General features: G+C 38.9%; 12 protein-coding genes. All 12 read right to left on the bottom strand.

The window, feature by feature from the left end; all coding sequences use genetic code 11:
• Window positions 1-8: 8 nt before the first annotated feature.
• The 12 genes from R2S57_RS20610 to R2S57_RS20570 all read right to left on the bottom strand — a co-directional run bounded on the left by R2S57_RS20610 (window position 9) and on the right by R2S57_RS20570 (window position 13,872).
• Window positions 9-3,212, bottom strand: a complete 3,204-nt coding sequence (locus R2S57_RS20610; RefSeq protein WP_316846827.1) for a TonB-dependent receptor — start codon at window positions 3,210-3,212, stop codon at window positions 9-11.
• 417 nt (window positions 3,213-3,629) lie between these two features.
• A complete protein-coding gene (locus R2S57_RS20605) occupies window positions 3,630-4,727 on the bottom strand; it encodes an SGNH/GDSL hydrolase family protein (RefSeq protein WP_316846826.1) in 1,098 nt (365 codons plus the stop codon).
• 786 nt (window positions 4,728-5,513) lie between these two features.
• A complete protein-coding gene (locus R2S57_RS30575; RefSeq protein ID WP_410479091.1) occupies window positions 5,514-5,651 on the bottom strand; it encodes a GIY-YIG nuclease family protein in 138 nt (45 codons plus the stop codon).
• 499 nt (window positions 5,652-6,150) lie between these two features.
• The gene (locus tag R2S57_RS20600; RefSeq protein WP_316846825.1) at window positions 6,151-6,969 is read right to left on the bottom strand and encodes an AraC family transcriptional regulator; all 819 of its coding nucleotides are present in this window, start codon (window positions 6,967-6,969) and stop codon (window positions 6,151-6,153) included.
• 65 nt (window positions 6,970-7,034) lie between these two features.
• Complete coding sequence (locus tag R2S57_RS20595) at window positions 7,035-8,066, bottom strand: SDR family NAD(P)-dependent oxidoreductase (RefSeq protein ID WP_316846824.1); 1,032 nt, start codon at window positions 8,064-8,066, stop codon at window positions 7,035-7,037.
• A gap of 104 nt (window positions 8,067-8,170) precedes the next feature.
• Window positions 8,171-8,776 carry an FMN-dependent NADH-azoreductase gene (locus tag R2S57_RS20590; protein WP_316846823.1) on the bottom strand — a complete coding sequence of 202 codons (606 nt, stop codon included), beginning with the start codon at window positions 8,774-8,776 and terminating at the stop codon, window positions 8,171-8,173.
• 522 nt (window positions 8,777-9,298) lie between these two features.
• Window positions 9,299-9,526 carry a hypothetical protein gene (locus R2S57_RS30570; RefSeq protein WP_410479093.1) on the bottom strand — a complete coding sequence of 76 codons (228 nt, stop codon included), beginning with the start codon at window positions 9,524-9,526 and terminating at the stop codon, window positions 9,299-9,301.
• A 137-nt stretch (window positions 9,527-9,663) separates the two neighbouring features.
• Window positions 9,664-9,729 carry a hypothetical protein gene (locus tag R2S57_RS30565; RefSeq protein WP_410479092.1) on the bottom strand — a complete coding sequence of 22 codons (66 nt, stop codon included), beginning with the start codon at window positions 9,727-9,729 and terminating at the stop codon, window positions 9,664-9,666.
• Window positions 9,730-10,005: 276 nt separating this feature from the next.
• A complete protein-coding gene (locus R2S57_RS20585) occupies window positions 10,006-10,785 on the bottom strand; it encodes an AraC family transcriptional regulator (RefSeq protein ID WP_316846822.1) in 780 nt (259 codons plus the stop codon).
• A gap of 385 nt (window positions 10,786-11,170) precedes the next feature.
• Window positions 11,171-12,214, bottom strand: a complete 1,044-nt coding sequence (locus tag R2S57_RS20580) for an aldehyde reductase (protein ID WP_316846821.1) — start codon at window positions 12,212-12,214, stop codon at window positions 11,171-11,173.
• Between the two features lie 346 nt (window positions 12,215-12,560).
• A complete protein-coding gene (locus R2S57_RS20575; protein ID WP_316846820.1) occupies window positions 12,561-13,232 on the bottom strand; it encodes a hypothetical protein in 672 nt (223 codons plus the stop codon).
• Window positions 13,233-13,293: 61 nt separating this feature from the next.
• Window positions 13,294-13,872, bottom strand: coding sequence for a Crp/Fnr family transcriptional regulator (locus R2S57_RS20570; protein WP_316846819.1), 579 nt, complete (start codon window positions 13,870-13,872; stop codon window positions 13,294-13,296).
• Window positions 13,873-13,906: the final 34 nt, after the last annotated feature.

Genomic DNA, 13,906 nt, shown 5'->3' with positions numbered 1-13,906 from the left:
GTTAATAATTAAAACTGTGCGTTAACTCCGAATGTGATGGTGCGTGGAATCGGATATCTTCCCATATCAATATTGCTGTAAATCGGGTTCTGATTCAGTGATCCGATTTCAGGATCCAGACCTGAGTATTTGGTGAATACGTAAAGGTTTTGTCCACTTGCAAAAACACTTAGGCGGCTTAGTTTAGCATGTTTGATCCATTTTTCAGGAAAACTATAACCTAACCTTACATTCTGAACACGTAGGAAAGATGCGCTTTCCAAAAAGCGGTCAGACATCACCAGGTTATTATTGGCAATACCACCTTTTGGTGCAGGAATATCGGATGTTGGATTGCTTGGGCTCCAGAAGTTGCTCGAAGAGGCCAATTGGTTGGTGTACAAACCTGATAAACCTGCAATCTGATAATTTAGCGCATTCAGGATTTTCCCACCGTAAGATCCGTTCAGAAAAACAGATAATTCGAAATTTTTATATGTAAAGTTATTCGTGATGCTATAAGTAAAATCAGGGTTCGGATTCCCCAAAGCAACCTGGTCATTTGCATCAACCTTACCATCGCCATTGGTATCTTCGTACATCAGATCGCCCAGGTAAATGGAATTGGCAATTGCCGGATCGTTAGTAATCACCGCTGGGGACGTTCCGCCTGTTACATTTTGAGGATGTGAAGCGATATACTGTAAATCTGCATCGGTTTTAATTACACCTTTCACTTTATAACCAAAAAACTCACCAACAGGGCCACCTTCGGTTGTTTTGGTTACCGGCAAGCTTATAAAGCTACTGTTGATGCTACCGATTAACGCTGGTGATCCATTTAAGGATACCACGTTGTTTTTATATTTAGAAAAGATTAAAGTAGTATTCCACTTAAAGTTCTCATTTACGATATTTTTTGTGTTGATGCTAAATTCAAAACCTTTGTTTTCAATCTGCCCTGCATTATAATAAGGAGATTTAATGGCAGCAACATCAGAATATTCAGCAGATCCGCCCAATAAAAAAGCCGGAAGCGGTTTTTGAAATAAGAAGTTTTTAGAGTTTTTGATATAGTAATCAAAACTTGCATCGATTCTGCCTTTGAACAAGCTAAAATCAACGCCTGCTCCTTTCTGGATAGCCGATTCCCAGGTTAAATCTAAGTTGGCTACGTTATTGGTTACAAACCCTGTACCTAAGCCAGTGGCAACCGCTTTGATAGATGATCCGTATAAGTAGTTTGGAATGTTCTGATTTCCGGTTTCCCCATAGTTTAACCTGATTTTAATATTGTCGATAACCGATTTTGTACTTTCCATGAAAGACTCTTCAGATAATCTCCAGGACACCGCAGCAGCCGGAAAATAGCCTACTTTATGCCCTTCAGCAAATTTAGAAGATTTATCAGAACGGATACTAGCTGTGATGCTGTATCTATTGTTATAGGTATAAATGGCTCTTCCTAAAAAAGATTCCATTACCTGACTTCCTTTGTTCTGATCGATCAAAGCAGTTGTCTGATCACCAAAGCCTAAAGTCTGAATCGTATTTCCTGAAGCAAAGTTTTCGATTTTGTTAGATACGCCACCCCATGTAGCCTGCCAAACCTCATATCCTGCCAGGGCAGTTAAGTTATGTTTGGTACCAAAAGTGTGCGCATAGTTCAGGTATTCCTTCCATCCCCAATAGGTACTGTTCGAATTGTATTGATCCAACCTCGCTGTTTGATTAGAAAATGCGCCCCATTGATAGGTTGGCTTAAAAGTCTGTGCTTCCGACCAGTTAAAATCTCCGTTGAGTTCTGAACGTAAGCTTAAATCCTTAAAAATCTTTAAGTCAGCATATGCACTACCGTTTATATTGTTGCTTAACAAAGTATTGGTTAAACTTAATGCCTGTGCAACTGGATTAACCGTTCCCTGCGCTAAACCACCTGCATCAAGCGTTGGTCCTGCGAAAGATCCATCAGCATTATAAATCGGATTATCCGGCGCGCTTGACAATGCATTGTACACAATACCGGTATTGCTTCCTAAGCCAATGTTTTGATTTGTTCTGGCCGCTCCGATTGTACTGCCGATTTTTAACCAATCTTTAACCTGGCCATTCACATTGGTACGGAAAGAATAACGTTTAAAATCACTTCCTATAATTGTTCCTTCTTGCTTTAAGTAGCCTCCCGAAACATAATAATCTACACCATCTTTACCACCAGAAAAGGACAACTGGTGATTTTGCTGGGGAGCGGTCTGAAAAATCGCGTCCTGCCAGTCTGTTCCTGTTCCCAAAATAGTTGGATCTGCAAATTCGACCCTTCTCTGCAGACCGAATTTATCAGCCAAAGCATTCTGTAAACCGGCAAACTGTTTGAGATCCATCATATCCAGAAACTTACCCTGCTCCTGAAATCCATAATAACCATCGTAGCTAACTTTTGCACTACCATTTTTACCACGTTTTGTAGTAACGATAACAACTCCATTTGCACCACGGCTACCATAAATAGCGGTTGCAGAAGCATCTTTTAATATATCTATAGATTCTATATCACTTGGATTAATCCTCGAAAGGGGACTTACCCCGGTTTCTTCCTGGCCACCACCAGTACGTGTTAACTGAGGTGATCTTCCGTTACCACTTTTATTGGTTGCATCACCCTGAATCGGCACACCATCAATCACATATAAAGGTTCACTCCCGCCAAATGAAGTAATGCCGCGGATACGCACCGAGGTAGCGCTGCCCGGACCGCCAGAATTTTGTGTAATGGTTACACCTGCAGCTTTACCCTGAATCAACTGATCTAAACTTGGCTGGGGAACGTTGGCAATATCTTTAGCTAAAACTGATGATACCGAACCATTAACATCCTGTCTTTTCTGGGTTCCATAACCGATAACAACAACATCAGATAAAGCGGTTGATGCGGATTTCAGATTAACATTGATCAGTGTTTTAGCCCCAATTACCACTTCCTGACTTGTAGAGCCAATAAAACTATAAACTAAAACGGTGCCGTTAGCAGGTACCGTGATGGAATATTTTCCATCAATATTGGTACTTGTTGCTATGGAAGTCCCTTTTACCATAACACCTACTCCGGGCAGGGTTGTACCTTTTTCATCATAAACTGTTCCTGTGACTACCTTGGAGGCATTTTGTGCAGCGACTCTGGTTAGAAAGCCTATACACATCACAAACAGAATTACTGTTCGTAAAGTTGTACTCATAATGTTTATATTTAGTTGTTATTTATTAACTCAAATTTAACAGCAATGTTAATGGCTTTTATAGTATTATTTTAACTTATGATAATCTAAAAAATACAATAAAAAACATACACACCCCATAAAACTATCATTATCAAGGTTTTTAGCTCAAATAACAGAAACCGAAAGTCTATACTTTTTTTTCCTATAAAATTCGATATTAATCACCCAAAATGTGATAAAGTAAGATCAGCGCTTTAATTAATACGCTAAAGCATAAACAAGAGAACCCTGCCAATCATCATTAGGTTAATTTAAAAGTGCATTAGTGGGTATCAAACTCCAACCAACAACCTTTTATCTTTCAAGAAAAAATGCAGGTCAAAAATACTGTTCCAAACCAGGTGTGCCTGAATGAGGACTTGACTTTTTATACCTCTATTTTTTCATCAGCTTCCGAAAAAATGGTTCTAGTTGCTGAGCTAAAATAAGGTGATCTGCAACACTGGGGTGGCCCGTACAACCATGAGCCTGCATCAAAGGAAAGAAAAACGTTGCAACCGGCTTATCTCCTGGGTACAAAACATCAACCTTTGACTTTATGGATGAAAGACATTTTTCTAAAATTGCCCTGGATGAACCTGACACCATCGGGCTGCTTAACAATGCGATTTGAGCCTTCGGGTATTTAAGCTTTATGAAACGGATAAAACCCACAAAATCATCCGTAAAAACTTTTTCATCGAAAGGTTTTCTTGGCGATTTCCCATCTCCATTGCTCAAGTCATTTGTACCCAGAGCAATGCTTATGATGCTTGGACTGTAAGTTTTAAAATCCCATTTAAGCTGATTATCAATCTGAAAATCGATGTTTTCATAAACCTGAGGCATGGAAGGGCCGTCCAGATTCCATGTACGGTAAATCCCTATACCGCTTACACTGCTCATAATGTAGTTTAAACCGAGAGCTCTTGCTACCCTTGGTCCGTAGGCCATGTAGGCATTGTGCTGGTCTTGGTACACCCCTTTGCCACAGGCAACTTCAGATGTGTCTGCTGCTGCTCCACAAGTGATACTATTGCCAATAAACTCAATTATAGGCACCTTGTTAAGTGATACCGGCTTTATATTGCGCGCTGCAATTTTTGAAATTATTATTGCCCCAGTGTGCGCTTCGGTGGCTTTATATATCCAGATGGTATGAGAGCCCTTGCTCAAATTATTTATTATTATCGGATCCTTTAAACCACCTTCTATCCGGATTCGTTTTTGATAAACTCCATCTAATTCATACTGGATATAATTATGAGTACCCTGATTGCTTACCGAAACATAAACAGCACATTGACTACCTTCAAACTTAAAGCCTAAATGTACAGCAGAGCCGATCATTTCCAATTTATGCTCTTTATTAATCAGAGACCTTCCAAAAGGCCTTAATGCAGTTGCATAGATCGTATCAGTTGTTTTCTGTATTTGTGCCCAACCAACTTGAGCAAATAGTAGAGCAGCTGTAAACAGCACCTTGATTTTCATTAGAATTTATATTTTCTTCAATTATAGAGAATTGGAATTATCTGACAACTTATTCGCAAATTAATATCATTAAATGCTTAAAAAGTACCCATTTATCCTCTTTTTAACATACTCACGTAATAACTTTTAATAGATGAAAAAGGAGAGTTAAAAGAATATCTGACAGAAAGAACAAATTTAAGATTCCAGAAGCAGAAACCATTTTTGAATTTAGTATCACAAATTATTGTTCAGATTATTTTACAAAGATTAGATGAGGAAGAAGACCAAAATTCACTCAAATTTCAAGAGAAACCACGTTCCAAAAATGTCTATAATTAAAAATTCAGTTTAACACCGTCACCAGTAATACTTTCAAACTAATGGACAACAATAAATTATGCTAAAAACATTGATTTCAAGACAAAAAGCAATACTTTATTAATCAATTGATTTATTGATACTTATGTTTTTTTTTTGTAAAAATGAATTTTACAGGAAAATCAAGCGGCTCAAAGTTAATATTGTAATATAAAGCATTAACAATCAATACATTAATAATATACGTTTCACGCTCTGTACCCGGAGTCGAACCAGCACGGTTTCCCGCAGGTGTTTGAGACCAGCGCGTCTACCACCCCGATAGCTATCGGGGCCGCATCACCGATATTTTTCAATTAGCTTTGCAACGATATCTGAATACTTTTTTAGATTTTCTATATAAACAATACTTTTCATTTTCTTCACATGGGCTTCAATAGATCTAGCCTGTTGATAACTCAGATCTGCAACTGAAAAGAATAACATTCAGTCATCGGCTTTTGTCGTAAAACTATCCTCAAAATCTTTATTAAAATGCTGCTCCAGTCGCTGCGGTAAATTATTACAGCTACCAGTATAAAATCTATTCAGATTCCTGAAGTATAAAATATAAACTGATGCCATATATGAATAAAAAAAGCCTTAGATTTCTCTAAGGCTTTAGTCAGTACCGATCAACGGGAGTACTTTCAATATTTAAAAGCCTTTTTATTGCTTATTGAACCCATAGTGGAGGATTTAAAGTTGAAAGGATTCATATAATTGCTCCAAAAATTTCAGTCATTATTTCTTTAAAAAACCTTCACCGGGAAATTTTGAACCGAAAAACTTGACATTTTAATTGGTAGTAAATTATCTCCCAATTTTCTGTAAATTAAATTATCGAGAACTCATTATCAAAAACTGAAAAATTCACTTGATTAGTGGAATGAGTTTATGAGAATCATTCACTGACGATTCAATTTTATGAGGCTATGTATCACATTTTGATTTAATTTTCCCGATTCATCGACTATTATCGACTAATGAGGGAATAATGGTAATAGTGTGGTATTTTGATATCCCAAGTAGCATTTCTGTTCAACCCGATGGGAGGCCAAATCTGTTGAGCCCTCATGCACAATCAGAATATCTCATCCTTGGTTATATTCGTTGGTGCATAGCCGAAATGCTTCTTAAACGCCCGGGAAAAGTGGGACAAGTTTTCAAATCCAACCTCATAATAAACGTTGATCGGTTTGAGGTGATTTTCTGCAATGTAATAATGTGCCAGTTCCAAACGTTTTTGAGTTAGCCACCGTTGCGGGGTGAGGTGGAAAGCTTTTTCGAAATCTCGTTTAAAAGTGGTCAAACTTCTACCCGTCAGCGCGCTGAACTTTACCAATGGAATATTAAAAATGTAATTTTTTTCCATAAAATCTTGTAGATTGATTCTACCTGGCTCTGTGAAATCCGACAGAATACTGTCCACATCCTTACTTATATTTCTCAGTATTTCAACTGCCTCAGTAATTTTAAGAGCCAGTATTTTCGGCGGTAATTGCTTATCAAGATCGAAATATGGTAAAACCGAAGAGAAAAAACTTTCCAGTAAAACATTTTTTTCCAGAGGCAGGATCCCAATAGTATGCGCGAGCAGCTGATCATATTTATTCTTCGTATAGTACTCCCTCAATTGAGGAGAAGCCAGCCTGATCACGATGGATTTATAATCTCTACCATCCTTTGCTGTTTTGACCAGCGTCGATAACTGATTGCGTGGAAACAGTAATGTATCACCTGCATTAAAGAGGAAAATTTTATCAGCCTGTATAACTTTCAGCTCACCAGAAATGACACGGACGAGCGCATGATCTTCAAGTACTTTCTCACCCCGGTACTGCTGATCTTCACTGCAGGAGAAAACCATTTCTGCATACTTGTTTTCACGTTTTAATGCCATAGTAAATAGCTAATATTTATAAAAAATCAGGCTCCGAAATGCCTGACTTTTTAGAGTAATAATTGTTAAGATAGGTTAAAGACCACTCCGCTCATCTCCTCACTTATTGTCCAAAGCTTTTTAGCCGATTCTTTTTCCAGAGCATAAGGCATTACGCCTTTGATACTTTCAACATTTTTTCGCCAGTCAACAGTCGGATCAAAATTAACATCCAATACCGCAATATCGGTATTTTCGCAATACACCCCACCAATATCATTAAGTTGCGCGCTTACTGCGCACCAGATCTGTGTAGATATTCCTTGTTGAACAGTTTTAGCACCAGGAACCGCTTTTAAAACAGGTTTCCCATCTGCATCCAGCATACCCAGCTTTTTCATATCCTCCAGGCTGCGTGAACGTGCCAGACCGGTACTTTGCACAACCCCCGGATGGATCGCATAAGAGCGAACACCGAAGGGCTTCCCACGCTCATCCAATTCCAGAGCAAATAATACATTTGCCGTTTTAGACTGTCCATAAGATCTCATTGTTTCATATTCCCTGCGAATAAAATTGATGTCTTCAAAGTCGACTGGTGCATTATGATGTCCCCATGAAGAAGTGTTCACTACTCTTGCACCTTCAGCTTGTTTTAATGCCGGCCATAATCGGGCTGTCAGATGGAAATGTCCCAAATGATTGGTTGAGAACTGACTTTCGTAACCCCTCGAATCGCGTTGCAACGGTACCCACATAATACCTGCATTATTGAACAGGAAATGCAAAGGCCTTGCAGAGGCAATAAATTTGGCGGCAAAACTTTCAATAGATCCCGAATCGGTTAACTCCAAAGATACCAGCTCCACATTAGCTATACCTTCCAAATTTTCTGCAGCCTTTTCAATGTCACGTGCTCCAACGATCACCGTTGCACCAGCCGCGACAAGTATTCTAGTAGTCTCTAATCCCAAACCTGAATGTCCACCTGTTACTATGGCTATTTTACCATTGAGGTCTACACCTTTTATAACTTCATCTGCGGTTGTATTTCTATCAAAACCGGAATTGATTGGAAACTGCATTTTCCCATCATAGTTATTTTTATATTTTTCCATTTTCTTGTTAAATTTTTTCAAAGGTCGACTTTGAGTTTTTATTGAGCTTTGCCCAAACGTCGTTTTTAACTTTGCTCAAAAGTTCATTTATTATTAAGTCATTGTTAAACTATCATACTTTCTAAGACCTGCCTAAGTAAAACATCTTTCGCGTGGGTACCGATCGCCCCTTCCACCCGATATTCGCGAACAACTTCAAAACCAATTAGGTCAAGAACAGCTCTGAGGTATGGTGTTGCAAAATCAAGAGATTTTAGCGAGGGATCACTGAAATCCCAGCCGGCAGAAAAGGCAATATATGCTTTCTTATTTTCAAATATCCCAACCGGACCTTTTTCAGAAAACCCAAAAGTTACACCAGCTCTCACGATATGGTCAAAATAGGCTTTCAAGGCTGAGGGAATACCATAATTATGCATTGGGGCGCTAATAACGAGTATGTCGGCATCAAGTAATTGTCTGATGGCCTGATCTGACCTATGGGCCGTCTGGGCTTGCTCTGGTGTCAATTTATTAACGGGAGTATGGTAGCTTTCCCACTGCAAGGAACTGAAATGAGGAAATGGATTTAAAAGTACATCCAACTCGTCAACATTAATTTCGTCTCTCTGCTGCAATTTGATTTTATTGATGATCGCTTTTCCAAGTTTTGTAGTTATCGAGTTCTGCCCTTTGTGACTGGAGGTGATATGCAAAATATTAATTAGCATTTATTTTTTTCACAAAAGTAGATACAGAATAAATGCTATATTTTGCTTAAACGTCCTATTTCTTTTTGCTCAAACGTCCATTGAGGTGGGTATTTCAGGGAAAATGGCCGCTCGTTCCGTTTTCAAAGTGACGCTCCATTTCGCTTCAAACTGACGCCTGATTCCGGAGCAAAGTGGCCGTTTTGGTTGTCTCAGCCTCTTTTTTAGACCATAGCATCAAGGAATAATTCTTTGAATTTAAGCGAAATTGGAGCCTCTGGGAAGTTCTTATGATCAAAGGTATGGTGTTAGTTCATCAGCCCTTGTGAGCTGCTTATATCGCATTTTTTGAGATTTCGTAACTTGAGGTATCCAGAGGGTCTGGTTTTGGGCTATTTATGAGTCCAGGATAGATTATTTGGTAAATAGCTGAATCTAAAAAGCAGTTGGGAGGAGTTATTGGTATTTGTTCAGAGGGAAAGGAACAATATTGCATTTACTCGGCAATCCATTTGGCCACTTTGCACTGAAATGGAGGGGTCACTAATAGTGAAATATGCAGATTGGGACAGGTATCATAATATTGTGGGTATCACATGCTTTTTTGATGCGGATAATTGCCTGACTTTGCACCTCTAGGTAATTTACCTGCTCTGCTATGCTAATCCAAAGCCTGATTACGTAGTTAATAGAACTGTCGCCAAATTCTGTAAAAAACATCGTAACCTCATCATCCTTTGTCAGTCCTCCTATATCTCTAACCGCCTCCAGGGTAGTAGACGGAACCCTTTCGAGATCTTCACCATAGGAAATTCCGACTTTGATATCAATTCTTCTTTTACCGAGCAGGGTATAATTCTCAATTGGATTTTGAAAGACATCTTATTTGGAATTATCGCCATTTGACCTTAATAGGTACGGATAACAGTGTCTCTTAGGTTGATTTCCTCTACCTTGCCCATGTAATCTTTTATTTTTACAATATCACCAACAAAAAGAGGTCTGCCTGCGAACTTGCAATCCAGTTGATGTTCCCAGTAAGCATCGGGGTGAAACTCTGGTTGCTATCGCGAATGTTTACTTTTACTGTGGGCTTAAAATCAATATCGGCCAGTATATCTTTGTAGATCCCACCGGTTAACCAGCTTCCCCGAATAAAAACTTTTTCTGCCGGATAAGAGGTAATGATGTTTGGAGCTTCGTTTTTATCCAGCTGAAAAAAAAGGGAAAAAAGGTCCTTCTCTATTTAATTATTGCTTTATCAACTTGGAAGGGGAAAGTCCAAACTGTTTTTTGAAAGCCACTGCAAAATGAGAAAGATTCTCGAATCCAAGGTCCAGATATATCTCAGATGGTCTACGTTTTTGTTCCGTCAAACGATAATAGGCTTCTGTAAGTCTCTTTTGCATCAACCAATGGCCCGGCGTCTCATTGAAAATTTTCTTAAAATCACGCTTAAATGCAGATAAGCTCCGGCCTGTCAGAAATGCAAACCTTTGAATACTTACATTGAAAGTAAAATTACGGTTCATAAAACCCTCCAGATTTATTTTTTCCGGTATACCAAAATCAAAGAAAAACGTTGAGAATTCAGGATTATTTTTCAAAAGGATAATTATTAATTCCTCGTGTTTTAATTCACTAAATGCGTCCTCAAGCTGCATGACACCTTTCTGATAAGGTCTCAATGAACGGATGAAGCTAACCAGTAAATCCGTCTTTTTAATTTTGACAAGACTTCCAGCTAGCGGCACATTCTCGCGCTTGATATTGTGCCTAAGTTGAAAAGCCTGAAGAAATGATACATCGAAACAAAAAACAATTGGTTTAAATACTTCAGGGCTCTCCAAAAATTCAAATCTCACAAGCGAATTTTTACGTATGATGCAATAGTCTCCTGCTATCAATGTCTGCCCCTCAAATCCGTTAAAAAAACGAATAGATCCTGTAATGACGTACAGGAAAACATGATCGTGAATGAATTGTTCCTTCAATATATTAATCTGGCTTTCTTTGACCGAGTTAGGCATATTTTGATATCTAATTTAAATTGGCTGTTTTCGCAAGTGGATGTCCCAAATAAATCAATAATAACGGCATGATTAAAAAGGGAACCTCAATCAATGCAAATTTATAATTATCAGCCTTTAAAGCCAAAGCCATCATTGCCACAAGTAAAATTGCTCTGGATAGGTTTCCAAGGAAAAATGTGTTCGGAAACAATATCAATATTGCCGATCCGATCGACCATAAGCCCATGCAAATACGCAGTGTATCAGAAATCCCTAACCTGGACATCATTTCAAGATAAATTTCCGTCGGCTTGCTAAATACACGAAGACCATGGGTTATCCCTATATATGCGGAGGATAAGATTAATATACAACTTATTAGTTTATTCACCATAATTTACATTTATTTATTATCCAAGAGTTTATATTTAGCAATGCTTTGCACGGATGCTAAAATGGCCTCTTCCTGTGATGCAATTGGACTCCATCCCAAAATGAGTTTACTCTTGGCATTGCTTACGTTCCGGTTCATCTTCAAGAGCATCAATCCCTCTTTAGCTTTAGCATTAAAAAGGGAGGCAAGACTTAACACCCAATTAGGGACTTTATTATTGGAGATTTTTTTTGAGAGACCCGGGTAATTATCCTTTAACATCCCGGCTATTTCTGGCATCGAAATATGGCCGTCTGCAGAGGCTATAAATCTTTGTCCGTTAGCTGCAGGGCTGGTCATAGCCAGAATGTGAAGATCAGCTACATCCCTAACATCTACAACATTCAGCTGAATATCTGGAATTGCTTTCATTGACCCATTCAATAAATTTATAAGCAAATGAAAACTTCCGGAAACATGGGCATCCAGGGAGGGTCCTAAAACAGCTACAGGATTTATGGTCACAAATTCCAGCATCCCACCGCTGTTTTTTACATAATCCCATGCAGCTAATTCTGCTAGGGTCTTTGATTTCTCGTAAACAGACAGCCCTTTCGTATTAGTATCCGTCCAGTCAGATTCAGTGGTCTCTACCTGTTTATCCGTTTGACTAAATCCAACTGCACCGAAATTGGATGTCATTACGACCCTTTTAACGCCAGCCTGTTTGGCAAATTTGAGCACTCTTAAAATCCCCTCCACTGCCGGACGGATCGCCTCGCTTTCAACTTTGGGAACTTCAAAAAATACTGGTGATGCTACGCTGAGGACAAAGTTGCAGCCGGTCATCGCCTGGAGCCAATTGTCATCGCGGGTTAGCTCAGTTTCAAAAAAAGTGAGGTTTTCCAGGTCCATAACTTCATTTCGCCGAAGGGTTTCCAATACTTTAGCTGCGCTTTTCAGGTTACGCAAGGTCGCCCTGACTATATAACCTTTTTGTAGCAACTGCAAAATAATCCGCATTCCAACGAAACCATTTCCACCGGTTACGAGCACCGTTATATTCTTTTTCATTTAAAATTATTTGATTACACAAATATCAACTGATCGTGAATGAGAAAGTATTCTAAAAAGTCCTTTTTTCTATCCTGAAAGGTCCAACACAGATTTACCTATCGCTGCTTTAGGCACCGAATCTGCACTTCGCAAACAAATACGGAGATCGATGGAAATGAGTTTCAAATGAGCCTCGTATTCATTGTTAAACGGCCTTGGATATAACACACTCTAGATCCCCGCTGTTCAAAGAGAAAACATCGGTTACATTTTCTAAATTGAATAAAGAAATGATGCACCGGGCCCTAACGCATTTTTCAACATAAACAGCGGCTTAAAGGATGCTTTTACGATGGCAACAGTATTATTTTTTCTTAACTGAAAAAGAATAACCTACACTGATATTAACCACCAAAGGTGTAAATCCAATTCCGGGATCCAAGGTTTCCAGGCGCTCAGTGTCATTGGTATGCTTATTGCGATATGTGAAGTTATCATCTTTAAGTGTTGAGCTTACTGTTGGCCAATATCTCACACTTGGGGAAATGAGCAGACCACTTAGAAAGTTTTCTTTGTGTTTAAAAGGGCGGTATGCTCCATATAATCCTAGTCCCAGACTAAAAGTGTCATAGGAAATAATTTTACTGTCCACATTTTGAGTTTCGCCGTCATAGTACAGTTCAAATCTATGCCATTTTGGTTCGATCCTTACATTCAGCCATTCCTTTAATCTATATCCGATACCAAATCCGGTAGTCCATGGCAAATGAACAGCAACATGCTGCCCCCGCAATTCTTTTGTTGCAGATGTGCCCGAAAAGTCAAGTGAGACGCCATGCGAATAATCAAAAATTAGCCGGTTATGAATATAATTACCTTCCACATTAAATCCTTTTGCCAACAATGGCTGCGTTAAACCAAAAAGGACATTTACTTTTTTTTCTGATTTCCATTCCTGTGCAATAACGCTGATAGCAGGAATCGTCAAAATCATTGCTAATGCCGTGCGGGCCATTTTTAATTGAATCTGTGTCATATAAAATTGATTTGTTTGACGCAAATTTAAATGGAGACCGGCGCAGTTTCATTCACATTTGTTAAGATCGTAAATGCTCAGATTTTCGTAGCCGGCTTAAAGATTGTGGTTTCATCCCCAGGTATGCTGCAATATAATATTGGGGGATCCGCTGATTAAGCTCAGGTTTCTCGAATACAAATTTATGATACCGTTCTTTGGCATCCAGCATCGCAAAATCTGCTGCATGCCGCGCGGCGCTGAGAAATGAAATTTCCGTGTAATAATCCTTAAGCTTAATAAATCTGGGGTATAATTTGCAAATTTTATCAAAATCGGAAGCAGACAGTTTCAGTACTTCGGTATCTTCGAGAGTTTTGATGCCCAGGTCTGAAACCGTCCTGTTGGTAAAACTGTCAAGATAGCTGGCCCATTCACCTTCATTTGCAAAATCGGTTGGAATCTCAATCCCATTGTGCAAGCGGTAATACATCAGCAGACCGGACTCTACATATCCCAGGTACCGGCATATCTGCCCCTCCCTTAAAAAATGATCTCCTCTAGGCAGGAATTGGGGTACTAGTAAACTGGTAAAAAATTCAATTTCTTCTTCGGTAAAGTTGTCAACCGCTTTCATTTTTTCTATCAGAATTTCATACATAGGGTAAGGATTAATGCTCTGGGACAACGCAAAG

This window comes from Pedobacter psychrodurus (assembly GCF_032678585.1).
In the GTDB taxonomy this organism is placed as follows: Bacteria; Bacteroidota; Bacteroidia; order Sphingobacteriales; family Sphingobacteriaceae; genus Pedobacter; species Pedobacter psychrodurus_A.
Note: the sequence above shows the minus strand (reverse complement) of the source record. Positions and strands in the feature narration are given on the sequence as shown.

What these genes read in the sequence shown, in the direction of transcription:
- R2S57_RS20610 (WP_316846827.1), bottom strand. Translation starts at nt 3,212, where the DNA reads ATGAGTACAACTTTACGAACAGTAATTCTGTTTGTGATGTGTATAGGC.
- R2S57_RS20605 (WP_316846826.1), bottom strand. Translation starts at nt 4,727, where the DNA reads ATGAAAATCAAGGTGCTGTTTACAGCTGCTCTACTATTTGCTCAAGTT.
- R2S57_RS30575 (WP_410479091.1), bottom strand. Translation starts at nt 5,651, where the DNA reads ATGGCATCAGTTTATATTTTATACTTCAGGAATCTGAATAGATTTTAT.
- R2S57_RS20600 (WP_316846825.1), bottom strand. Translation starts at nt 6,969, where the DNA reads ATGGCATTAAAACGTGAAAACAAGTATGCAGAAATGGTTTTCTCCTGC.
- R2S57_RS20595 (WP_316846824.1), bottom strand. Translation starts at nt 8,066, where the DNA reads ATGGAAAAATATAAAAATAACTATGATGGGAAAATGCAGTTTCCAATC.
- R2S57_RS20590 (WP_316846823.1), bottom strand. Translation starts at nt 8,776, where the DNA reads ATGCTAATTAATATTTTGCATATCACCTCCAGTCACAAAGGGCAGAAC.
- R2S57_RS20585 (WP_316846822.1), bottom strand. Translation starts at nt 10,785, where the DNA reads ATGCCTAACTCGGTCAAAGAAAGCCAGATTAATATATTGAAGGAACAA.
- R2S57_RS20580 (WP_316846821.1), bottom strand. Translation starts at nt 12,214, where the DNA reads ATGAAAAAGAATATAACGGTGCTCGTAACCGGTGGAAATGGTTTCGTT.
- R2S57_RS20575 (WP_316846820.1), bottom strand. Translation starts at nt 13,232, where the DNA reads ATGACACAGATTCAATTAAAAATGGCCCGCACGGCATTAGCAATGATT.
- R2S57_RS20570 (WP_316846819.1), bottom strand. Translation starts at nt 13,872, where the DNA reads ATGTATGAAATTCTGATAGAAAAAATGAAAGCGGTTGACAACTTTACC.